Annotated in this window: 27 protein-coding genes; 20 read left to right on the top strand and 7 right to left on the bottom strand. The window is 67.2% G+C overall.

Annotated elements, in window-relative coordinates; translation table 11 throughout:
- Positions 1 to 251: 251 nt before the first annotated feature.
- The 11 genes from IL252_RS00735 to IL252_RS00785 all read left to right on the top strand — a co-directional run bounded on the left by IL252_RS00735 (position 252) and on the right by IL252_RS00785 (position 11,581).
- Positions 252 to 827 carry a hypothetical protein gene (locus IL252_RS00735; protein ID WP_208625879.1) on the top strand — a complete coding sequence of 192 codons (576 nt, stop codon included), beginning with the start codon at positions 252 to 254 and terminating at the stop codon, positions 825 to 827.
- The gene (locus tag IL252_RS00740; protein ID WP_153553611.1) at positions 824 to 1,471 is read left to right on the top strand and encodes a ubiquinol-cytochrome c reductase iron-sulfur subunit; all 648 of its coding nucleotides are present in this window, start codon (positions 824 to 826) and stop codon (positions 1,469 to 1,471) included. The genes IL252_RS00735 and IL252_RS00740 overlap by 4 nt, the downstream gene beginning before the upstream one ends.
- Positions 1,471 to 2,874 (top strand): cytochrome bc complex cytochrome b subunit, encoded by a 1,404-nt coding sequence (locus tag IL252_RS00745; protein ID WP_208625882.1) that lies wholly within the window; start codon positions 1,471 to 1,473, stop codon positions 2,872 to 2,874. The genes IL252_RS00740 and IL252_RS00745 overlap by 1 nt, the downstream gene beginning before the upstream one ends.
- Positions 2,867 to 3,049, top strand: a complete 183-nt coding sequence (locus tag IL252_RS00750) for a hypothetical protein (protein WP_170094504.1) — start codon at positions 2,867 to 2,869, stop codon at positions 3,047 to 3,049. The genes IL252_RS00745 and IL252_RS00750 overlap by 8 nt, the downstream gene beginning before the upstream one ends.
- Positions 3,042 to 5,903 carry a molybdopterin-dependent oxidoreductase gene (locus IL252_RS00755; RefSeq protein WP_208625884.1) on the top strand — a complete coding sequence of 954 codons (2,862 nt, stop codon included), beginning with the start codon at positions 3,042 to 3,044 and terminating at the stop codon, positions 5,901 to 5,903. The genes IL252_RS00750 and IL252_RS00755 overlap by 8 nt, the downstream gene beginning before the upstream one ends.
- On the top strand, positions 5,900 to 6,970 hold the full coding sequence (locus IL252_RS00760) for a 4Fe-4S dicluster domain-containing protein (protein ID WP_208625885.1): 1,071 nt from the start codon (positions 5,900 to 5,902) through the stop codon (positions 6,968 to 6,970). The genes IL252_RS00755 and IL252_RS00760 overlap by 4 nt, the downstream gene beginning before the upstream one ends.
- Positions 6,971 to 7,125: 155 nt before the next feature.
- Positions 7,126 to 7,968, top strand: coding sequence for an ethylbenzene dehydrogenase-related protein (locus tag IL252_RS00765; protein ID WP_208625887.1), 843 nt, complete (start codon positions 7,126 to 7,128; stop codon positions 7,966 to 7,968).
- Positions 7,968 to 8,642, top strand: coding sequence for a molecular chaperone TorD family protein (locus IL252_RS00770; protein WP_208625890.1), 675 nt, complete (start codon positions 7,968 to 7,970; stop codon positions 8,640 to 8,642). The genes IL252_RS00765 and IL252_RS00770 overlap by 1 nt, the downstream gene beginning before the upstream one ends.
- Positions 8,639 to 9,466 (top strand): phosphate ABC transporter permease, encoded by an 828-nt coding sequence (locus IL252_RS00775; protein ID WP_208625892.1) that lies wholly within the window; start codon positions 8,639 to 8,641, stop codon positions 9,464 to 9,466. Before IL252_RS00770 ends, IL252_RS00775 begins: the two co-directional genes overlap by 4 nt.
- Complete coding sequence (locus IL252_RS00780; protein WP_208625894.1) at positions 9,463 to 10,329, top strand: HEAT repeat domain-containing protein; 867 nt, start codon at positions 9,463 to 9,465, stop codon at positions 10,327 to 10,329. The genes IL252_RS00775 and IL252_RS00780 overlap by 4 nt, the downstream gene beginning before the upstream one ends.
- Before the next feature lies 1 nt (position 10,330).
- A complete protein-coding gene (locus IL252_RS00785) occupies positions 10,331 to 11,581 on the top strand; it encodes a P-loop NTPase (protein WP_208625897.1) in 1,251 nt (416 codons plus the stop codon).
- A 50-nt stretch (positions 11,582 to 11,631) separates the two neighbouring features.
- Here the strand turns inward: IL252_RS00785 and IL252_RS00790 are convergent, their stop codons facing one another.
- Together IL252_RS00790 and IL252_RS00795 are read right to left on the bottom strand one after the other, a co-directional pair.
- The gene (locus IL252_RS00790) at positions 11,632 to 11,925 is read right to left on the bottom strand and encodes a hypothetical protein (RefSeq protein ID WP_208625900.1); all 294 of its coding nucleotides are present in this window, start codon (positions 11,923 to 11,925) and stop codon (positions 11,632 to 11,634) included.
- Between the two features lie 14 nt (positions 11,926 to 11,939).
- On the bottom strand, positions 11,940 to 12,464 hold the full coding sequence (locus IL252_RS00795) for a DoxX family protein (protein ID WP_170094513.1): 525 nt from the start codon (positions 12,462 to 12,464) through the stop codon (positions 11,940 to 11,942).
- A gap of 226 nt (positions 12,465 to 12,690) precedes the next feature.
- Here IL252_RS00795 and IL252_RS00800 point away from each other — a divergent pair, with 226 nt between their 5' ends.
- Both IL252_RS00800 and IL252_RS00805 read left to right on the top strand, forming a co-directional pair.
- The gene (locus IL252_RS00800) at positions 12,691 to 13,122 is read left to right on the top strand and encodes a pyridoxamine 5'-phosphate oxidase family protein (RefSeq protein WP_244256664.1); all 432 of its coding nucleotides are present in this window, start codon (positions 12,691 to 12,693) and stop codon (positions 13,120 to 13,122) included.
- Positions 13,123 to 13,308: 186 nt separating this feature from the next.
- Positions 13,309 to 15,087 carry a methyl-accepting chemotaxis protein gene (locus tag IL252_RS00805; RefSeq protein ID WP_244256673.1) on the top strand — a complete coding sequence of 593 codons (1,779 nt, stop codon included), beginning with the start codon at positions 13,309 to 13,311 and terminating at the stop codon, positions 15,085 to 15,087.
- Between the two features lie 9 nt (positions 15,088 to 15,096).
- On the opposite strand, the gene IL252_RS00810 is transcribed toward IL252_RS00805, so the two are convergent.
- A complete protein-coding gene (locus tag IL252_RS00810) occupies positions 15,097 to 15,501 on the bottom strand; it encodes a universal stress protein (RefSeq protein WP_208625905.1) in 405 nt (134 codons plus the stop codon).
- 122 nt (positions 15,502 to 15,623) lie between these two features.
- Between IL252_RS00810 and IL252_RS00815 the strand changes: the two genes are divergently transcribed.
- From IL252_RS00815 to IL252_RS00840, 6 genes are all read left to right on the top strand, one after another.
- Positions 15,624 to 15,863 (top strand): DUF5816 domain-containing protein, encoded by a 240-nt coding sequence (locus tag IL252_RS00815; protein WP_153553626.1) that lies wholly within the window; start codon positions 15,624 to 15,626, stop codon positions 15,861 to 15,863.
- 91 nt (positions 15,864 to 15,954) lie between these two features.
- Complete coding sequence (locus IL252_RS00820) at positions 15,955 to 16,254, top strand: hypothetical protein (RefSeq protein ID WP_170094516.1); 300 nt, start codon at positions 15,955 to 15,957, stop codon at positions 16,252 to 16,254.
- A gap of 197 nt (positions 16,255 to 16,451) precedes the next feature.
- Positions 16,452 to 17,381: a metal-dependent hydrolase gene (locus IL252_RS00825; protein ID WP_208625908.1), complete on the top strand. Its 930-nt coding sequence runs from the start codon at positions 16,452 to 16,454 to the stop codon at positions 17,379 to 17,381.
- A 42-nt stretch (positions 17,382 to 17,423) separates the two neighbouring features.
- Entirely contained in the window at positions 17,424 to 18,041 is a 618-nt protein-coding gene (locus tag IL252_RS00830; protein WP_208625911.1) for a hypothetical protein, read from the top strand.
- On the top strand, positions 18,038 to 18,697 hold the full coding sequence (locus IL252_RS00835; RefSeq protein ID WP_208625914.1) for a hypothetical protein: 660 nt from the start codon (positions 18,038 to 18,040) through the stop codon (positions 18,695 to 18,697). Before IL252_RS00830 ends, IL252_RS00835 begins: the two co-directional genes overlap by 4 nt.
- Positions 18,698 to 18,777: 80 nt before the next feature.
- Complete coding sequence (locus IL252_RS00840) at positions 18,778 to 18,978, top strand: dodecin (protein WP_015763403.1); 201 nt, start codon at positions 18,778 to 18,780, stop codon at positions 18,976 to 18,978.
- A gap of 3 nt (positions 18,979 to 18,981) precedes the next feature.
- Here the strand turns inward: IL252_RS00840 and IL252_RS00845 are convergent, their stop codons facing one another.
- The 3 genes from IL252_RS00845 to hisD are packed head-to-tail and all read right to left on the bottom strand — an operon-like array spanning position 18,982 to position 21,174.
- Entirely contained in the window at positions 18,982 to 19,347 is a 366-nt protein-coding gene (locus tag IL252_RS00845; RefSeq protein ID WP_015763402.1) for an iron-sulfur cluster assembly accessory protein, read from the bottom strand.
- Positions 19,348 to 19,390: 43 nt separating this feature from the next.
- The gene (locus IL252_RS00850) at positions 19,391 to 19,885 is read right to left on the bottom strand and encodes a GNAT family N-acetyltransferase (RefSeq protein ID WP_208625917.1); all 495 of its coding nucleotides are present in this window, start codon (positions 19,883 to 19,885) and stop codon (positions 19,391 to 19,393) included.
- A 14-nt stretch (positions 19,886 to 19,899) separates the two neighbouring features.
- Positions 19,900 to 21,174, bottom strand: coding sequence for a histidinol dehydrogenase (hisD, locus tag IL252_RS00855; RefSeq protein ID WP_208625920.1), 1,275 nt, complete (start codon positions 21,172 to 21,174; stop codon positions 19,900 to 19,902).
- 106 nt (positions 21,175 to 21,280) lie between these two features.
- Here hisD and IL252_RS00860 point away from each other — a divergent pair, with 106 nt between their 5' ends.
- Complete coding sequence (locus IL252_RS00860) at positions 21,281 to 21,475, top strand: heavy-metal-associated domain-containing protein (protein WP_208625923.1); 195 nt, start codon at positions 21,281 to 21,283, stop codon at positions 21,473 to 21,475.
- A 9-nt stretch (positions 21,476 to 21,484) separates the two neighbouring features.
- On the opposite strand, the gene IL252_RS00865 is transcribed toward IL252_RS00860, so the two are convergent.
- On the bottom strand, positions 21,485 to 21,916 hold the full coding sequence (locus IL252_RS00865) for a pyridoxamine 5'-phosphate oxidase family protein (protein ID WP_208625925.1): 432 nt from the start codon (positions 21,914 to 21,916) through the stop codon (positions 21,485 to 21,487).
- Between the last annotated feature and the right edge of the window lie 100 nt (positions 21,917 to 22,016).

Below are 22,016 nucleotides of genomic sequence, written 5' to 3' on the forward strand. Positions count from 1 at the left end.
ACGACGATCCATACGAGAAGTCGTTAAAAAGGCAGGCCGAATACATTCGCGCTCGTTCCTCGGCGACAGGAACCGCGGTGTCGGTTTATATTTGTCAGCTACCCAGGCGCGAGTATGGACAGACGTGGCACTGCACACCCAGTATCTGTGCCTGATGGTGGCTCTGAGGAGAGACTAGCACAGCCACCGGCTGCACGTGTACAGCACGTTCGTCGGGCGGACGGACCCACGAGAGGAGTGGCGAGGGGACGATGAGGCGCAACACGATCCTGATCGTCCTGTTGATCGCCGCGGTGTTGCTCCCGATGTGGTACGTCTCGCTCCACGGAGAGGCGCCGTCGGAGGAGATCGCGATCGACGAGAGTGTCACCGACATCCGACCCCTCGACGGCTTCGTCGACACGCCGAACAAGCTCTCGCCCAGTCAGGTCGGCGTGATCGTCTGGGTCGGACTGTTCGGACTGCTGGGGGCGCTGACCGCGGTCCACCGGTTCATGAACGACGCCGTGCGACCGCCGGACGACGCCGAGGCGGTCGCGGACGGCGGGACGGTGTCGTTGCCGTGGCTCGAAACCGACGAGCGCTGGATCGTCGAGTACCACGACGCGACCGACGCCATCGAGGGGCTCGTCGCGATGGGCGGGCTGACCGTCCTCGCGATCGTGTTCGCCGCGCTGTTTACCGGCGAGTACCTGACGCTGGCTCGAACGCAGTACTTCGGCGTCTACGCCGCCGGGATGTTCCTCTCGCTGGCGCTGTCGACGGTCGCCTACTACGCCTGGTTCATGCCACACATCGAAGTCGCGGAACACAGGGGGCACGAATGATGGACTACCCGAAACCGGACGACGACGGAGACGACGAACAGTGTCCGTGTGCTGGGAGCGCGAGCCAGCCGAGCATCTTCACCGACGACCGCGCACAGCTCCAGCGGCGCGACTTCGCGAAGGTCCTCGCGACGACCGGCGGATTGACCGCCGTCGCGAGCCTCGCCGCGCCGCTTGCCGGCCTGACGCAGGTGTTCGAGCGCGGATACAGCGGCCCGATCTACTCAGACGGGATCAACCTCGTCGACGGAGACGGCGAGCGAGTCACCGAGAGCACACTGTCGGCCGGCGAGCAGATGACGGTGTTTCCCGAGCCGCGACCGGGAATCGAGGACGCTCCGACGCTGCTGGTGCGCTTCTCGGAGGACGACTACGGCGGCGACACGAACATGGCCTTCACCGTCGACGGCTACGCCGCCTACTCGAAGGTCTGTACGCACGCGGGCTGTATGGTCTCGAACCGAGAGGGGAACACGCTCGTCTGCCCGTGTCACTTCGGGAAGTTCGATCCGCTGTCGGGTGCCGCAGTGACCGACGGGCCGCCGGGACGTGCGCTGCCACAGCTCCCGATCACGATGACCAGCGAGGGGGAACTCGTCGCGACCGGAGACTTCGAAGGGACCGTCGGTCCCGGAGGTGAATGATGTCCCGAGCGAAGCAGGTCTACGACTGGTTCGACAGCCGACTCGACCTGAAGAACGGCCAGACGTTCCTCGGGAAGGCGTTCCCGGCCGAGGACTCGTTCCTGCTGGGGGAGGTCGCGGTCTTCTGTTTCCTCCTCCTGATCCTGACTGGCGTGTTCCTCGGGTTCTTCTACGAGCCGTCGACCAGCGCCGTCCAGTACGACGGCAGCGTCGCCCAGTTCCAGGGCGAGGAGATGCCCGAAGCGTTCGTCTCGGTGCTGCACATCACCTACACCGTCCCGTTCGGGATGTTCATCCGACGACTCCACCACTGGGCGGCCCACCTGTTCGTGGCCTCGATCGGGCTCCACATGCTCCGGGTGTTCTTCACCGGGGCCTACCGCAACCCGCGGGAACCGAACTGGGTCGTCGGCACCGGGCTGGCGGTGCTCGCGATGGGGGCGGCCTACACCGGCTACGCGCTGCCGTTCGACGAGTTCGCCGCGACGGCGACGGGGATCGGGTACAATCTCACGGTCTCGGTGCCGTTGATCGGTGACTTCCTCGGGGAGATCATCTTCGGGGGCGAGTTCCCCACGAGCGCGACGATCCCGCGGCTGTACTTCCTGCACGTGCTCGTGATCCCGCTGCTCATCCTGGGCGGACTGGCCCTGCACATGTTCATCCTGATCCGCCAGAAACACACCGAGGCACCCCGCGAAGACGACGTCGAGACCGGCCGCGAGGCGATCGACCGGGAGAACGACGACGTGATCGTCGGGCTCCCGGCGGTCCCCAACCAGGCCGCGGTGTCGGCGGTCGTGTTCTTCCTGACGGCCGCGACGCTGTCGCTGCTGGCCGGCCTGCTGCCGGTCCACAACGTCGCCGAGTACGGCCCCAACGACCCCGCAGCCACGCCAGAGCTCATCATGCCGGACTGGTTCCTGATGTGGGTCTACGGCTTCCTGAAGCTGCTGCCGGGCATCGCCGTCGACCTCGGTCCGATCCACATCAACAGCGAGTTCCTCGGCGGGATCGTGCTGCCCGGTCTCGTCTTCGCGGCGATCCTGGCCTGGCCGTTCGTCGACCGGACGCCGGAGGTTCACTTCACCGCCGACCCGCTCGATCGGCCCTGGCAGACCGCCGTCGGCGTCGCGGCGGTGGCGTTCGTCATGATCGCCTCCATCGCGGGGATGAACAACATCCTCGCGAACCAGGTGCTCGACGTATCGACCAGCGTCGTCAATCCGATCCTCGCGGCCGCACTGTTGGTCGTGCCGACGCTGTTCGGGATCGTCACGTACCTGCTGTTGCGCGACGGCGATTCCGCGACGCCCCCGGAGTCGGACGGCGAAGACGTCGCGGCCGACGGCGGACCAGCGAGTTCGTCCGACGCGGCCGATGGGGGTGGCGACGATGACTGACGCCGCCGCCCTCTCGGAGCGACAGTATCGACTGCTGGACACGGCGAGCAAACTGCTCGGGCTCGGACTCGTCGCGCTGGGCCTCGAAGCCGGCGGCTCGACGCCGACCGGGTTCGCGCTCGCCGCCGTCGGCGCTCTCTGTGCGACGCTTACGGTGTTTCTGACTCATGAGTGAACACGACATCGACGACGACCGGTGGATGGACAGCTCCGGAATTACTCGACGCGACTTCGTTCGCGGCCTCGGAGCCGCCTCGATCGTCGGCGCGACCGGCCTGTCGTTCGCCGACGAGGAGATGGACGGGCTGCAGGCGGTCGACGACCCGATCGGCTCGTACCCCTACCGCGAGTGGGAGGACCTCTACCGCGAGGAGTGGGACTGGGACTCTGTCGCCCGGTCGACCCACAGCGTCAACTGCACCGGCTCCTGTTCGTGGAACGTCTACGTCAAGGACGGGCAGGTCTGGCGCGAGGAACAGGCCGGCGACTACCCCGTGATCGACGAGGACCTCCCAGATCCGAACCCGCGGGGCTGCCAGAAAGGAGCCTGCTACACGGACTACGTCAACGCCGACCAGCGCGTGCTCCACCCGCTGCGCCGCACGGGCGAACGCGGCGAGGGCCAGTGGGAACGCATCTCCTGGGACGAGGCACTGACCGAGATCGCCGATCACGTCATCGACGAAGTGCAGGCGGGTCGGTACGACGCCATCTCCGGGTTCACCCCGATCCCGGCGATGAGCCCGGTCTCGTTCGCGTCGGGCAGTCGCCTCGTGAACCTGCTCGGCGGCGTCTCCCACAGCTTCTACGACTGGTACTCCGACCTGCCACCGGGCCAGCCGATCACGTGGGGGACCCAGACGGACAACGCCGAGTCCGCCGACTGGCACAACGCGGACTACATCATCGCCTGGGGATCGAACATCAACGTCACCCGCATCCCCGACGCGAAGTACTTTCTCGACGCCGGCTACGAGGGGGCGAAACGTGTCGGGATCTTCACCGACTACTCCCAGACCGCGATCCACACCGACGAGTGGCTCGCGCCGGAGGGCGGCACCGACACGGCCCTCGCGCTCGGGATGGCCCAGACGATCGTCGACGAGGAGCTGTACGACGAGGCCCACCTCAAAGAACAGACCGACATGCCGCTGCTCGTGCGAGAAGACACCGGGAAGTTCCTCCGGGCTGGCGAGGTCGGTCTCGCGGCGGACGCCGACGATCCCGACAAGGTGTTCGTGATGGTCGACGAGGACGGGAAGCTCCGCCGCGCCCCCGGCTCGCTCGGTGAACGCGACGGCCAGCACGACCCCGAGGCGAGCATCGAACTCGACTTCGATCCGCAGCTGGGCGTCGAGCGAAGCGTCGAGACCGACGACGGCGAGGTGGCGGTCCGGTCGGTCTGGGAGAATCTCCGCGAGGAACTGTCCCAGTACACGCCCGAGTTCGTCCACGAGGAGACCGGCGTCGGCGAGAACACCTACCAGCGCGTCGCCCGCGAGTTCGCAGACGCCGACGCGGCCAAGATCATCCACGGCAAGGGCGTCAACGACTGGTACCACAACGACCTGGGGAACCGGGCGATCCAGCTGCTCGTGACCCTGACCGGGAACCTCGGCGAACCCGGCACCGGGCTGGATCACTACGTCGGTCAGGAGAAGATCTGGACGTTCCACGGCTGGAAGGCACTCTCCTTCCCGACCGGCAGCGTGCGGGGCGTGCCGACGACGCTGTGGACCTACTTCCACGCCGGCATCCTCGACAACACCGATCCCGACACCGCCGAGAAGATCCGCGAGTCCATCGACGAGGGCTGGATGCCGGTGTACCCAGAGGAGCGCGAGGACGGGTCCCGGCCGGACCCCTCGACGATGTTCGTCTGGCGTGGCAACTACTTCAACCAGGCCAAGGGCAACGTCGCCGTCGAGGAACAGCTCTGGCCGAAACTCGACCTCGTCGTCGACATCAACTTCCGGATGGACTCGACGGCGATGTACTCCGACATCGTCCTGCCGGCGGCGAGCCACTACGAGAAGCACGACCTGAACATGACGGACATGCACACGTACGTGCACCCGTTCACGCCCGCCGTCGAGCCGCTGGGCGAGGCCAAGCCAGACTGGGAGATCTTCCGCCTGCTGGCCGAGAAGATTCAGGAACGAGCCCAGGAACGGGGAGTCGAACCGGTCGCGGACCGATCTTTCGACCGCGAGATCGACCTGACGACGATCTACGACGACTACGTGCGCGACTGGGAGACCGACGAGGAGGGTGCGCTCGAAGACGGCCGCGCGGCCTCGGAGTTCGTCCTCGAACACAGCGAGGAGTCGAACCCCGCGGACAGCGACGAGCAGATCACGTTCGCCGACACCGTCGAGCAGCCCCAGCGTCTCGAAGCGGCGGGAGACCACTGGACCTCCGACATCGAAGACGGGGAGCCATACGTCCCCTGGCAGGACTACGTTCGGGACAAACAGCCCTGGCCCACCTTCACCGGCCGCCAGCAGTACTACGTCGACCACGACTGGTTCCTCGAACTCGGCGAGGAGCTGCCCACCCACAAGGAGGGGCCACAGGACACCGGCGGCGACTACCCCCTCTCCTACAACACGCCCCACAGCCGCTGGTCGATCCACTCGACGTGGCGCGAGAACACGAAGATGCTCCGGCTCCAGCGGGGCGAACCGACGGTCTTCCTCAACCCCGAGGACGCGAGCGAGCGCGGGATCGAGGACGGCGACACCGTCGAGGTGTACAACGACATGGGCAGCGTCGAGGTACAGGCCAAGATCTACCCGTCCAGTGACCCCGGCACGGTCCGGCACTTCTTCTCGTGGGAGAAGTTCCAGTATCCGGGCCGAGACAACTTCAACACGCTCGTCCCGATGTACATGAAGCCCACGCAGCTGGTCCAGTACCCCGAGGACACCGGGGAACACCTCTATTTCTTCCCGAACTACTGGGGGCCGACGGGCGTCAACAGCGACGTGAACGTGGACGTTCGCCCGGCGGGAGGTGACAGCCAATGAGCTCGAACACCCAGGACGGAGACGAGGACACTCACATCGAGGTCGCCGACGGCGTCGACCACCAGGTCGCGATGGTGATGGACCTCAACAAGTGCATCGGCTGCCAGACGTGTACGATCGCCTGCAAGAGCCTCTGGACGGAGGACGGGGGCAGCGAGTACATGTACTGGAACAACGTCGAGACCAAGCCCGGCGAAGGGTACCCGCGAGGCTGGGAGGACTCCGGCGGCGGCTGGCAGTCCGAGGAACACTCCGAGCGCCAGACCGGCGAGATCCCCGACCGCGAGGACTACGGCCGGGCCTGGGAGTTCAACCACAGCGAGATCATGTACGAGGGCAGCGACGAGCCGCTGCGCCCCCGCGACGGCGCGGAGTGGGGCCCCAACTGGGACGAGGACGAGGGGGCCGGCGAGTACCCCAACAGCTACTACTTCTACCTCCCGCGGATCTGCAACCACTGTACCCACCCCTCCTGTGTCGAGGCCTGCCCGCGGTCGGCGCTGTACAAGCGCGAGGAGGACGGCATCGTCCTCGTCGACCAGGATCGCTGCCGGGGCTACCGCTACTGCGTCGAGGGGTGTCCCTACAAGAAGGTGTACTACAACACCGTCTCGAAGAAGTCCGAGAAGTGCATCTTCTGTTACCCCCGTATCGAGGGCGAGGGGCCGGACGGCGAGACGTTCGCGCCCGCCTGCGCCGAGGAGTGTCCCCCGCAGCTCCGGCTGGTGGGCTTTCTCGACGACGAAGACGGACCCATCTACAAGCTCGTCGAGGAGTACGAGGTCGCGCTCCCGTTACATCCGGAGTTCCAGACCCAGCCCAACGTCTACTACATCCCGCCGTTCGCCCCGCCCCAGCACACCGACGAGGGCGAGTCGGTCGACGTGGACCGCATCCCGCGCCAGTACCTGCGAGAGCTGTTCGGCGACCGCGTCGACCAGGCACTGGACACGATCGAACGAGAGCGCCAGCGGGCGAGACAGGGCGCTGACAGCGAACTCATGGAGATCCTTCAAGACAAGAATCCGGCCGAACAGTACCGGTTGGAGGTGTTCGAAGATGACTGACAGAGCGAAGCGACGGCAGTCATCTTCGAGCTCGGGAGAGCTCGCTCTCCCGGTGTTCGAAAGACGAGCGAAGCGAGTCTTTCGGCGGTCGACGATGCGTAGCGAAGTGAGCAATCCTCAGGCTCGGCAGAGCTTCGCTCTGGAGGTGTTCGAAGATGACTGACGGAGCGCAGCGACGTGCCCTCGCCGCGGCGGCGCTCGTGGCGACGCTGGTGGTCGTCTCGACGGTCGCGACGCCGCTGGCGAGCGCGCGGCCGGCCCACGAGATCCCCGTCGTCGAGGGTCCCGACGGCCCACTCGACGGACCCGACGCCGACGGCTGGGCGGCGGTGCCCGCCAGTGACGTGCCCCTGACCAGCGCGCCGTCGAGCGTGCCAAACGCCGACGACACCACGATCAAGGAAGTGAACGTACAGGCGGCGACGACCGACGACCGGCTCTACCTCCGTCTGGAGTGGCACGACCAGACCAGAGACGAGAGCGCCAGCGACGTGCGGGCGTTCGCCGACGCCGTCGCCGTGCAGTTCCCGGCCAACCGCAGCGCCCGGCCGCCCATCGCGATGGGCGGGCCAGACAACAGGGTCAACGTCTGGTACTGGTCCGGCGACACCGGCACCCAGGAGCTACTGGCGGGCGGTGCCGGCTCGACGACGCCGTTCGAGGAGCCGGCGATCGACGCGACGGCCACCCACGAGGGGACCGGCGAGAACGCCACCTGGACGGTCGTCTACTCGCGGCCCCTCGACGCGACCAGCGAGAACCGGACCGCGATCAGCGACGACGGCGACCTCGACGTCGCCTTCGCGGTCTGGAACGGCTCCAACGGCGAGCGTGCGGGACAGAAGGCGGTCAGCGAGTGGTACTACTTCCCGATGAGCGGTGGGCCGGGCGGACCGCCCTACCAGACGCTGCTGTGGACGCTGGCCGGGCTCGCGGTCGTCGCGGTGACGGCCGTCACCGCGTTCGGCGTCTACAGAGCGGGAGGGGGCCAGAGCTGATGGCGACCACCACCGACTCTCCCGACGATCTCGACGTGGACGCGGCGGCCCGAGCGACGCTGTTCCGGACCCTGGCACACGCCTTCCGGCATCCCGACGAGGCGTTCCACGAGGCCGCCACCGAGGGGACGCTCGACGCCGACATCGAGGCGTGTGTCGCACAGACGACGCTCGACGTGGCGGCCCCCGACTGTACGACCGACGACGACTACGAGACCCTGGCGGCCCGATACAACGACATCTTCGAGCTGGGGTACAGCGAGTACACGGATCGGACCGACGGCTCGCTCGACGCACGGGGACCGCCGGTGCCGCTGTACGAGTCGAAGTACCGGCCGGATCGGTCCTGGAACGACGTGAACCTCGATCTGGCGCGGGCCTACGACTACTACGGGCTCGCCATCGAGCAGGACGATCGAGACAACCACGACGCGCTGGCCTACGAGCTGGAGTTCGCGTCGTTTCTCGCCCGCCGGGAGGCCGCCGTCGACGAGAGCGCAGCGGCCGCCCGGCTGGACTTTCACGACCGCCATCTCGGGCACCTCGCGGCCGGCGTCGCCGATCGCCTCGCCGACGAACCCGGAACCGGCGTGTACGGCCGTCTCGGGCAGTTCATGGAGCGAGTCGTCCGCGCGGACCGAAACGACCTGGCTGCACGGCTGGAGGGAGCATGACCGCGAGCGAGATCGAGCGGCCCGCCGTCGCGCGTACGGTCCCGGCCCGTCGGCGAACGGTCACAATCGTCGCGACCACCGTCGTCGCGCTCGCAGTCGGCGCGCGGTTCGTCTCGGCGATCCTCGTCAACGCACCGGCGGGACCGGCGACGCTCCCACGGGAGCCGATCGCGGGCGCGACCACGGGACTGGCCGCACTCGCGGCGCTGTGGCTCGGCGCGAGCGAGGACGACCCCGTCGCGGGCGTCGGCCTCCTCTTCGTCGGCGTGTTCGGACTGCTCGCGGCCGCCGTCGGCCTCGCCACGCCCGCTGCCGTCGCCGTCGCCACGGGGACCGGCGTCGTCGCGGTCGGCTTCCGCCGTCGACTCACCGTCTGGACGGGCGCGGCGACCGCGTTGCTCGTCGCGGCCGTCGCAGTGGGACTCGCGGCCGGCTTCGGCTGGCCCGAACTCAGACCGCTGGGTTCGACGCTCGCACTGCTCGGGATCGCCGCGACGCCACTGTACGCTGGTGCTGGCCCGCGTACAGCCGGAGTCGGCGCGGGTGCGTTCGCCGTCGTGGTGGCCGTCGGCCTCGCGAATCCGTTCGTCGCGGGCGCGACCACCCTCGTCGGCAGCGGCGTCGTGGGCACGTCGCTGGTCGTCGTCGGGCTGGCCGTCGCTGGCGCGGTAGCGGCGGCGAGCACGGCGCTCCGAGAGCGGCGCTTCGCCCTGCTTGCCGGCATCGCGTTGCTCGCCTTCGCTGGCGTGCCGGCGACGCTCTCACGAGCCGTCCCGTTCGCGCTCGGGATCGCGACGCTGCTCTCGCTGGAGGTGGGGCGATGACCGACGACGAGTTCGAGCAACACCGCAAAGCGGAGCCGGACCCCCAGCTCGATCCCGAACGGAGCCCCGGACGCCACGCCGACATCGACGCGCTCGAAGACATCGAAGTGAGCCGCGACGACGTTACCATCGGCGAGGCGACGCCGGCCGAGCTGGCGGCCGCCGACACCGAGCCGGTGGAGGGCGACGATCCCAGCGAACTCCTGGCCGCTCTGGAGGCCGACAGCGCGATCGACCGACGGCGGGCCGCGCTCGCGCTGAAAGACCGGGCGACGAGCGAGACGATCGTCGCGGGACTGGCCTACGCCGCGACCAACGACCCGGACGACGACGTGCGCCAGTTCGCCGTCGAGGCGCTGACCGCCCACGGGACCGACGCCGGCTCGGGGACGGAGACCGGCGAAGCGGCCGCAGCGGTCGCGGTGGAACTGCTCGACGATCCCGACCCGTGGGTCCGCTCGGAGGCCGTCGTGGCGCTCGACAACCTCGACCGCGACGCCCACGAGTCCGACCTCGAAGCGGCGGTGTCCGACGGCCACCACGCCGTCCGCCGGAACGCGGCCATCTCGCTGTTCAAGCTCCGAGGCGAGGCGATGGCCGACCTGTTGATCGAACAGAGCCGCGACGACAGCGAGCGCGTCCGCGAGTGGGCCGCACACATGCTCGGCGGCGTCGACGAGGACCGGGCCCGCGACCGCCTGCGGGAGCTGACGGACGATCCCGCGACGGTGGTCCGCCAGACGGCCGAACGCGCCCTGGAGGTCGAGCCGAGTCGCTTCCGCCGCCAGTTCGGCGGCGCGCTGGAAAACGACAGTCGCCTGTTGCCCGGCGAGGATCGCCTCAACAGGATGCCGGATCTCTAAGATGACAGATACGAACACAGACACTCTGACCGATCGCGTCGAAGCGGCGTTGCGTGCGGTGCGCGACCCACAGGCCGACCTCTCCGTGTTCGAGGCCGGCTTCGTCGAGAACGTCGTCGTCGACGACGGCGACGTGACCATCGAAACTGACATGACCGCGCTGGACGGCGACACGGCGAACCAGGTCGTCCAGGCCATGCTACGCGCCGTCGACGACGTGGCCGGCGTCGGAGGCGTCCACGTCGAGCGGACGACACCCTCCAGCGACGACCGGGCGAGCGTCCGCGAGTTCGACCACGTGATCGCCGTCGCCAGCGCGAAGGGCGGCGTCGGCAAGTCGACGACGGCGACCTACCTCGCCTGTGCGCTGGCGGCCGACGACGACGTGGCGCTGTTCGACGCCGACATCCACGGCCCGAACGTGCCGGAACTGCTCGACGTGAGCGGGCCGGTCCAGTCCAGCGAGGAGCGCGATCCCCTCCCCGTGTCAGTCGGCGGACTGGACGTGATGAGCGTCGGCCTGATGGAGTCGGGCGCGCCACTGGCCTGGCGCGGCGCGATGGCCCACGACGCGCTGGACGACCTCTTTACGAACACCGCGTGGCGCAACGACGACGTGCTGGTGATCGATCTCCCGCCGGGGACCGGCGACGTGGTGCTGACGACGCTCCAGGAGGTCCCCGTCGACGGCGTCGTCGTCGTCACCACGCCGTTCCACGCCAGCGTCAGCGACACGAGCCGCACCGTCGAACTGTTCCGAGACAACGACGTGCCCGTCCTCGGGACCGTCGTCAACATGGCCGAGTACGTCTGTGACTGCTGTGGCGAGTCGAACGACCTCTTCCGAGAGGAAGCAGTCGGCGATCTCGATGCGACCGTCCTCGCCGAACTCCCCTTCACCCACGACCTGCAAGGGACGCCGACGCCCGGCGACGTACCAGCGCCCGTGGCCGACCTCGCCAGCGAGGTCGACGCCGCGATCGACACCGCCGACGAGGTCGACGTACCGGACACCGCCGTCGACATCCGCGGCCTCGCGCCGGACGACCGGAAAGCGCGAGTCCGCAAACGATTCACCGCGCTCGACGGCGGCGAGCCGTTCGTCCTCGTCAGTGACCGGGACCCGACGCCGGTCGGGAACTTCCTCGGCCGCCTGGCCGACGCTCCACGGGCGGCGTTCGATCCCTTCGAAGTGCGCCGAGCGACCCCCGACGACTGGGTACTGGAGACGATCAGGCCCTCGACAGAGTAGCTGTCGCTCGCGAGAAATCAGTTCGGCGGCAGCGAAACGAAGAGGAGGGCTCAGTCGGCGGTCATCTCGGCGCGGTCGGCAGCGTCGGTGGCCATGGGCGTGACGAGCTTGTAGGCACCCCAGACGGCCAGGACGAGCAGCGCGGCGATGACGATCCCGGTTCGCAGCGTCGGGTCGAGCAGCGGCGTCGCGATCACGTCACCGGCGTCGTTGGTCAGTGGGGCCGGGCTGTAGGGTTTGCCCGCCAGCAGTTCCAGCACGCCCATGACGACGATGCCCAGCACGAACAGGGCACCGCTCAGTCCCAGCGCGATACGGTCGACGATCGTTGTGGTGTCAGTCATTGTAGGTCACCTCGTTAGCCGAGGATGTAGCGTAGTTTCGGGTGGCGTTTGACCAGCTTCGTCTGCTCGACGATGGCGTCGAGCCCGTAGTATCGGCCCGCGCCCAGCACGAGCACGGTCACGAACAACAGCAGCCCCATCAGGTCGCTGTTGACCAGTCCGTGGCCGAACTCGGCGTTGCCGATCCAGAACAGGGTCATGAAGGTGACCCCGCCGATGGACGCCAGCCGCGTCAGCAGGCCCGCCATCAGCGCCAGCCCGATCAGCGTCTCGAACAGCGGAACGCCGGGCGCGATCAACCACGCCAGGTTGTTCCCCATCCAGACCGGGATCGGCCCCAGGGCCGTCCCCGTCATCTCCTGCATGTACATCGGTCCGTAGCTGTAGGCCAGCCCGTCCTCGATGAGCTTCGTCACGCCCGCGTGGAAGAACCACCAGCCCGTGATGACCCGCAGCAGGGCCAGCCAGTAGCTCGTCAGCGGCCCGTCTAACTCGAGCTCGAAGTTCGTCGCCAGGGGGTTTGCCGTGTTGGTTGCCATAATCTCTCCCTCACATGTACGTGTTGGCGTTGATACGGGATATAAGAGGACGCGTGTTCCCAGCGGGTGAAAACCGCTCTCAGATTCCGAGAGCGCGATCGAGTGAGAACACTTGAAGGCGCTCAATTATCGGTAGACAATAATCGACAGTTCACTTATGCGTGTGACTGACGGATCTTTAGTTGTGAGATGTATGACAGACCTCGAATCTCTCGGTGTACGACCGATGGACGACGAATCGATTCGAGCGTTCCTGCAGAGTCGCGGTGTCGGCGTCCTCGGACTCCCGACGGACGGCCCGCCGTACCTGCTCCCGATGTCGTTTGGCTCCGACGGCGAGGGAACGCTGTACTTCACGTACGTCGCGGGCGACCGCAGCGAGAAGCGGGCGCTGACAGAGCGAGCGGCGGCGGCCAGTTTCCTGGTCTTCGATGCGCCGTCGCCGTTCTCCTGGCGCAGCGTCGTCGTCCACGGGCCGATAGAGCGAGTACCCGAGAGTGAGTGGGACGGTATCGGAGACGACCTGTCCGACGGGTGGCGGCCGGCGGTGTTCGAGGCGGCAGTGTCCGACGGCGGGACCGCCGTGTATCGACTCGACATCGAACGACAGAACGGTTTCGAGCAGAGTAGTCTCCCCCCGGGATACGCCCGCGAGTAGCAACTCCTCGCGGGGTCGTCGTAGGTCCGCCGACGCCGCGGCGTGTCGTCGTGTCTAGATGGAGTTCAGTATCGATTGTAATATCTTGATCGCGTGCGAAAACCACAAAGAGTGGTATTAAATCGACTCTATATGATGTTTTCAAAAATTGAGAACGACCCGGTCCTTTGACCTTCGTCGTCGTCGATGTCTCGCACACCTATGCTCTCGACGTTCGTCGGTTGGTACAAGCGCCAGATACGCAGGTCGCTGACACTCGTCGGCGTAGACAAGTCCCTGGAACGAAAGATCCTCGCTGCCGTCGCGATTCAGTTCGGTGTCTCGCTGACGCTCGTCGTCGTCTCGCTGTTTCTCTCGGGGATCGCGCAGTTCGCGCTGACGATCGCCCTGTTGCTCGGTGCGGTGCTCGTCTTCGTGAACACGATCTTCATCACGAGAGAGGACATCGTCGACCCCATCACGACGCTGGCGGACCGCGCGGACGCGATCGCCAGCGGGACCGTCGACATCGACGTCCCGGACAGCGACCAGCCCGACGAGATCGGAACGCTCGTGTCCTCGTTCTCACGCGTGCACGGCTACTTCGACACCGTCTCCAGGCAAGCAGACGCCCTCGCTCGTCAGGAGTTCGACGCGGCCGCACTGGACGAAGAAGTGCCCGGACAGATGGGCGAGTCGCTCGATCGCATGGCGGACAATCTGGAGCAGTACACCGACGAGCTCCAGCAGATGACCGACCGGCTCGAACGGCGGTCGGAGAATCTCCAGCAGCTCGTCGAGACGTTCGGAGCGGCGGCCGAGCGAGCAGAGGCCGGAGATCTGACGGCGCGAATCGACGCCGACGAGATCGACGGCGACGAGGCGCTGTTCGACGAGGTCGTCACCAACTACAACGATCTAATCGCGAACCTCGACCAGACGGTCGGGGACGTGACCGACTTCGCTGCGTCGGTCGCGACGGCCAGTGATCGCGTCGACGAGAACATGAACGAGGTCGACAGGGCCAGCGAAGAGATCGCGGCGTCCGTCGACGAGATCTCGACCGGCGCGACCAGACAGACCGAGCGCCACGAGGACGTGGCACAGGAGATGAGCAAGCTCTCGGCGACCGTCGAAGAGATCGCAGCGACGGCAGACGAGGCCGCACAGACGGCGAGAGACGCCGCAGAGCGTGGCGAGAACGGCCGAGAAGACGCGATCGAGGCGCTGGACGAACTCGACGAACTGGAGTCGAAGATCGATCACATCGCGACCGCAGTGGCGGACCTCGGAGAGCAGATCGCCGCGGTCGAGGAGATCGTCGACGTGATCACCGATATCGCAGAGCAGACGAACATGCTGGCACTGAACGCCTCGATCGAGGCCGCACGGGCCGACGGCACCGGGGACGGGTTCGCAGTGGTCGCCGACGAGGTGAAGGCCCTGGCCGAGGAGACGCGCGCGTCGGCCGACGAGATCGCCACGCTGGTCGAGTCGGTGAGCGAGGAAGCCGACGAGACGGTCACCGAGGTCAGAGCGATGGACGAACAGGTCGCGAGTTCGACGACGACAATCGCGGCAGCACTCCGAGACTTCGAGGAACTCGTCACCGTCGTCGGCGAAGTCGACGACTCGATGCAGGAGATCTCCGACGCGACCGGCGAGCAGGCGAAGACGACCGAAGAGGTCGCGAAGGTGGTCGACGATCTGACCGCGGTGAGCGAGCAGACCCGCGACGAGGCCGAGCAGGCTTCAGCGGCGGCCCAGCAACAGACCGAGACCGTCGAGACCGTCTCGGAAGACATCGGGACCGTCGCGGACCGGGCCGACGAGCTGCTCGAGATGTTGCGCTCGTTCGAGACGGAGACGACGGCCAAACAGTCGGGCAACGCACGCTCTCCCGCAGTCGCGGACGGTGGCCGTCTCGAAGCAACGACGGAGGATCGTTCCGCGACGGAGAACGGCGAGAAGCCAGCGAATCGATAGCCCAGCGAGTCACTCGATCGGTGCAGTGACGATCTCGCAGTCGAGTTCGTGCCGGAGGAAGTCTCCCACGTCGGTCTCGTCGGTGAGCCGCCGGACCATCGATCGCCAGCGGCCGGCCTGTTTGCGTCCGATCACGACGAGATCCGCGTCCAGACTGACGACCTCTTCGAGGATGGTCTCCTCGACGAGGAGGCCGGACGCGACGGCGTATCGGGTCCGTGGCAGTCGCCCGAACTCCGACTGGACGGCGTCGCGCAGCTCCGCTCGCGTGACGCGTCGTCCCTTCTGGTAGAGGTTGACGTGCAGAACCGTCAGGTCGGCGTCGCGTTCCTCGGCGACGCGAATCGCCGTCTCCAAGGTCGTTCGCGAGTGCCCGGACAGCGGGTACCTGACCGGGACGACGACGAGAGTCATGTCGTGGTGGGTAGCACGCTCGCTCGTACAAGTGTTGTGCTCTGCTACGGAGTGATGTCGCCGTCGCCCGGACGACCCACCGGAAGACAACGTCTATACCCGTGCCGCGCCCACCACTCCCTATGGAACGACACGACAGTCCGGACGGGCAGGCGCTGTTCGTGAACCGGTCGGAGTCGGAGATCGGTTCGAAGGGGCCATTCTACGTGGTGTACAGCGACGACGAGGGGACGACGCGCTGGGGATACTTCTGTTCGAACTGCGAGAGCGTCGACAACGCGATGGACGCGATGGGGCGAGTGCAGTGCAACGAGTGTGCCAACGTTCGCAAGCCCGACCAGTGGGACGCCGCCCACGAGTGAGAGCCTGACCGCAGACAGCTGCCGGCCAACTACTGTCAGCCATCGGGACGGTCAAAATACTTAAGACATGTGCCGTGGTATCGGTTGTCAGATGGCGGCCGTAACCACCTCGCTGGCCGATCAGGCTTCGTCGATTTTCGCAGACCTCGGGTATTCAGTGTCGCGTACAGACGGCGAACTACGAGCGGAGCGCAAGTGGCGCGTCGTCCGCGTCACGTGTTCCGAACCCTCGACGATCCCGACAGACGGGCGTCACCGGTGTTTCGTCACCGAGATGGAGGACGCGGTGACCACCTATCGCCGGCTCTCCGTGGAGAGCCCGTCGTACGACTGGGCCGTCCTCGGCGTCGACGACGACGGCGAGTACGCGGTGTATCGTCCCTCTACCTGAGACGGGCGGTCGTAGAGCCGTCTCAGATCCCTCTCAGACCCACCACGCAGCGTGGCGTCGGCCGGATGACGCCTGCGACCGCCCGTCCGAGCCTCGACGGGGGCAACTGCGCGCCTGGCACGACGAGCGATCGGTGCCGAGAGACGTGCTACCACGGGCGCGAGACACTTATACGCGCTCACGGTCAAACACAGCGTATGTTCGTGGGTCACGGCGTCGCGGCGTTCGCGCTGGTCGGAGCCGTGGCGCTGTCTCGCGAGATCGACAGCCACCGGGCGCTCCAGTTGGCGATCGTCGCCGGCCTGTTCGCGACGCTCCCGGATATCGACATCCTCTACGGGCCGCTGGGACTGCTCGACGGCGTCTCCGGTGTGTTCGACGCGACCGACGCGTTCTGGTCGACGGGGAACGTCGTCCATCGCGGTCCGACCCACTCGCTGGTGTTCGGGACGAGCGCGGCGGCCGCGTTCTCGCTGTGGCGTCGGTCGAGCGCGGGCCGCGTCGTCGCTGCCACCGTGCTGGCCGGGCTGGCAGCCCTCGCGACCGCGACGGCCGGCTCGGTGGCCGGTGCGGTCACGGTACTGTTCGGCGTCGGTGGTCTCGTGATCACCCAGTTCGCCGCTCGCCGGGGACTGTCGTCGGGTGCCGTTCTCGCGACGGCGCTCGTGGGGCTTGTCACACACCCGTTCGGGGACCTGTTCACCGGCGAGCCCCCAACCTTCCTGTACCCGCTGGACGTACCGGTCGTCACGGAGCGGGTCGCGCTCGCGGCCGATCCGACCCTGCACCTGCTCGGGGCCTTCGGAATCGAGCTTGCGACCCTTTGGCTCGGGCTCCTCGTCTACCTGCGCCTGACCGGTCGCGGGAGTCGACCACAGATCGACCGCAAAGCCGTCCTCGGGCTCTCGTATGCCGGTGCGGCGGTCGCGCTGCCGGCCCCGACGCTGGAAGCGTCGTACCAGTTCGTGTTCACCGTCCTGGCGTTCGGAGTGCTCGGAGCCACCCAGCGTCAACTGTTCGGCAGACAGCTCCGGGCGGTCGACTGGCCCAGAGCGTGCGCGACGGGACTGGCCGCGGTGACGGCGGCCGCGCTCTCGTATCTGATCGTCTACCTCGCGGTGCTGTGATCGGTCGACACTGTTTCAACCGCGGACGACATGGGGGCCAACATGAGTAGCGACATCGGGCGGCTCCTCCGCCACCAGCGAACGAACGCCGTTCTCTCGTGGCTGCTGATCGGGTTGCTCGTGATCGCGATCGCGACGAGCATCTGGCGTGATCGGCTCTGGTGGGCGGCCTTCGCGCTGGCAGTCGTCGCGCTGGCGGTACTGCCACCCGTCCGCTTTCGGAGCTGGCAGACCACCCTCCCGTGGGAAGTGACCGGTCTCGCCGCCCTCCCGGTGCTCGGGCGGGCCTACGCGACGGTGCCGGTGACCGGCCAGGTCGCGACGTACCTCTCCGTCGCGGCGATCTCGCTGGTCGTCGTCGTGGAACTACACCTCTTTACCCCGGTCCGGATGACGGACGGCTTCGCCGTCGCCTTCGTCGTCGTGACGACGCTGGCGATGGCGGGTGTCTGGGCCGTCTTCCGGTGGTCGGCAGACATCCTGTTGGAGACGACGCTGCTGTTGAAGCCCGGCGTTCCCGAGGCAGAGATCGAACACGCGCTGATGATCGAGTTCGTCGCCTCGACGGTCGCCGGTGTCGCCGCCGGGCTGATCTTCGCGTTCTACGTGCGCCGGCAGGTCGAGGCGACCGAGCGCCTTCCGACAGAGGTGTCGCGATGAAACTCAGAGACCGCATCGGCGTCTCGGCGTCGACACAGCGACGGCTCACACGCCTCATGCAACTGTCGCTGATCGGGATGCTCTTTATCGGAATCGAACGCGGTTCGACCGGGATCATCGTCAACACCGGCATCGGGCTGCTGGTCGCCCAGCTGCCGGCCGTCCTCGAACGGGACTACGAGATTCCACTCGACGCCGGACTGACGCTGTGGATCACCGGTGCCGTCTGGCTCCACGCGCTGGGCACGGTCGGCTTGCCCGGCGCAGAGGCGAACTTCTACGCGACGATCTGGTGGTGGGATCACCTCACCCACGTCCTCTCGTCGTCGATCGTCGCCGCGGCGGGGTACACGACGGTGCGATCGCTCGACCAGCACAGCGACGGGATCCACATTCCGCCCCGGTTCATGTTCGTGTTCATCCTCCTGTTCGTGCTCGCGTTCGGCGTCCTCTGGGAGGTCATCGAGTTCGCCGTCAGCACGGCCGCGGCGAGTGTGGGCAGTGCCCCCGTCCTCACGCAGTACGGACTGAATGACACGATGCTGGATCTCGTCTTCGACACGATCGGTGCCGTCGTCGTCGCGGTGTGGGGAACGGCGTACCTCACCGACGTGGTCGGCATCCTCTCGGAGACGCTGGACACGCGATCGACCTGACACTGCCGGGCAAGCCTTCGTGATCCCCCACGACACCGGGTGGTCCCGGCCTTTATCACTGGTGGCTGTGAACGATGAACATGGTCTTCAAAAAGATCACGCTGATCGGGACCAGTGCCGAGAGCTTCGACGACGCCGTCGACGACGCCGTCGGCCGCGCAGAGGCGACGCTGGACAATCTCAAGTGGGCAGAAGTCGAGGAGATGGGCGTCGAGATCGCAGGCGTCGAGGGCCGCGAATACCAGGCCGAAGTCGAGGTGGCCTTCGAGCTAGAGGAGTGACGATCAGGTCCGGAACGACTCGCCACACCCACACTCGCTCTCGACGTTGGGGTTTCGAACGTGGAACCCTTCGCCCTGTAGTCCGCCCTCGAAGTCCAGCACGGAGCCCTCGATGTAGTTGAGGCTGGACTGGTCGATGAACACGCGGAGGCCGTGGTGTTCGTACACCTGGTCGTCGGGCTCGGGCTCGTGCTCGAAGCGCATGCCGTACGACAGCCCGGCACAGCCGCCCTGCTGGACGAACAGCCGAAGTCCCGCCTCGTCGACGTCCATCTGTTCGCCCTCCATGAGATCGACGGCCTCCGCGGCCGCCGGCTCGGTCACGTCGATACCTGTCCCCCCGGGGTCCGCGTCTACGGTACTGCTCATACGGGTACAGTTGCTCCCGAACGTGTTAACAGTGACGCCGGGATCACAGCGGCTTGCGATAGACGTGTTCCTCGACCGCGGTCGGGCCGAACGTCGTCGTCTCCGTGGTGACGTACTCGAACCCCTGTCGCTCGTAGAAGCCGATTGCTCGCTCGTTGCCGGCCAAAACGGTGAGTCGGAGCGACGCCGCCGACAGCCGGCGGTCGACGGCAGCGAGCAGTTCGCTCCCGATGCCGTTGCCCCACAGCAGCGGCTCGACGTAGAGCCGCGAGAGATAGTACGTCTCGGGTGGGTCGTCCGGTTCGACGTTGGCGTAGCCACGAACGCGGCCGCCGCGACGTGCGACGAGGAACAGGCTGTCGGGCTCGGTGATCTGCTCGCGGAGCCGTTCGGTCGCGTACCACTCCTCGACGACGGTGTCGAGCAACTGCTCGTCGAGGAGCCCGGCGTAGGCCGCCTGGAAGCTCCAGTCGGCGACCCGCTGGATCGCGGGGAGGTCCTGGATCGTCGCTCGTTCGATCGGTGTCGCGACCGTCATCTGGGAGTGAGCGCTCAGGTGTCGTCGAATCGCTTGCGGACGCTCTCGGCGTGGGCTTCGAGCCCCTCGGCCTCCGCGAGCGTGGTGATCGTCGACTCGATGTCGGCCAGTGACTCCTCGGAGAGGCGCTGTACGGTCGTCGAACGCAGGAACGAGTCCACGGAGAGCCCGCCGGTGACGCGCGCGTGGCCGCCCGTCGGCAACACGTGGTTCGGTCCGCTGGCGTAGTCACCCGCCGCCACGGCGCTGTAGGGGCCGAGAAACGCCGACCCGGCCGATGGGATGCGGTCGAGTATCGACTCGTCGTCCTCGGCGACGATCGAGAGGTGCTCTGCCGCGTACTCTTCGGCGAACAGCACCGCCTCGCTCATCGACCGCGCGAGGAAGACGCCAGAGGCCGCGTTGTCGAGGGCACCGCGGATCACGTCCGCTCGCTCGCGCGCGCCGGCCTGGCTGTCGACGGCCGCCGCAACGGCCTCCGCGAGCCCCTCGTCGTCGGTCACGGCGACGACGGAGGCGTTCTCGTCGTGTTCGGCCTGGGCGACGAGGTCGGCGGCGACCAGTTCCGGATCGGCGCTCTCGTCGGCGACGACCATGATCTCGGAGGGACCGGCCAGGAAGTCGATCGCTACGTCCCCCCGGACGATCGACTTGGCGGCGGTCACCCACCGGTTGCCCGGCCCGACGACCTTGTCGACGGCGTCGACGGACTCGGTCCCGTAGGCGAGTGCGGCGATCGCCTGCGCGCCGCCGGCCTGGTACACCACGTCCGCACCGGCGACGTGGATGGCCGCAAGCGTCACCGGGTTGATCTCTTCTGCGGGCGGGGTCGCGACGGCGACGTGTTCGACACCGGCGACCTTCGCCGGAACGACGCCCATCAGCGCGCTGGAGGGGTACGCTGCGGTTCCGCCGGGGACGTACGCACCGGCGCTCTCGATGGGACGGTACCGACGGCCGAGTTCGCGCCCCTCGAAGGAGTCGCGCCAGTCGGTCGGCAACTGTGCCTCGTGGAAGGCCCGAACGTTCGCTGCGGCGTCCTCGATGGCCGACAGCGTCGCCTCGTCGAGTTCCTCGACGGCGCGCTCGGCGTCGTCGGTGATATCGACGTTGCCGACGGTGACGCCGTCGAACTCTTCGGCGAACTCCCGCAGCGCCACGTCGCCCTCTTCGCGAACCCGATCGACGATCTCCTGCACGTCGTCGCGGACCTCGTCGACGCCGGCATCGCGCTCGAACAGCGCGCGCCGTTCGTCCGGACCGAGGTCTCCGACGCGTCGTACGTTCATACCCGTCGTTTGGACCGCACGGAAAAACGGTTTGCCATCCACGGCCCGCCGTGATCGGACGCCGAGCCACAACCCGAATAAACGAGCCGTCCCTACGGGCGAACGTATGACGACACTGTCCGTCGAAGGGATGTCCTGTGAGCACTGTGAACAGACCGTCGAAGAGGCTCTCGAAGCCGTCAGTGGCGTCACCGACGCCAGCGCCGACCACGAGGACGAGCGTGCCAGCATCGAGGGCGACGCCGACGTGGCGGCCCTGGTCGAAGCAGTCGAGGACGCGGGCTACTCGGCCCAGACGTAGGCTCCACGTTCAGCTGATCGGGAACGATCGACCGCTCCACTCCTCGATCTGTAGTTCGTAGGGCGTCACGCTCCCCGAGTCCCCCCAGACCACGGGGTTCGGTGCAGAGCGCGTCCGCTTTGCCAGTGTCGCGAAGGCCGTCTCGACGGCCTCGTAGCTCGTTTCGACCAGCTTCCCTCTGACCACGACGCTGCGCCAGGTCTCCCGCGGCTCGGTCTCTTCGAAGACAGTGACGGACACGTAGGGATGTCGCTCCAGCGCCCGGTGTTTCTCACTGTCCGTCCCGCCTTCGAGCTGGAGGGCGAAGACGTCGGCGTCCGCGTCGTATCCGAAAGCGACGGGGATGGCGTAGGGATAGCGACCGGTCTCGCCGAAGGCGAGGACGCCGATACCGTTCGCCGCGAGGACCTCGGCGATCGCTTCGTCGGTGAGTTGACGCATCGCTGTGTGCGTGATCGATCGGTTCCCTGTTGTGCGTGTCGCTCTGTTTTCATCCACCGGGAACTGGAGGGGGTGCTTTTGAGGATGCTGGGGCCAGCCC

Source organism: Halomicrobium sp. IBSBa, from assembly GCF_017612575.1.
In the GTDB taxonomy this organism is placed as follows: Archaea; Halobacteriota; Halobacteria; order Halobacteriales; family Haloarculaceae; genus Halomicrobium.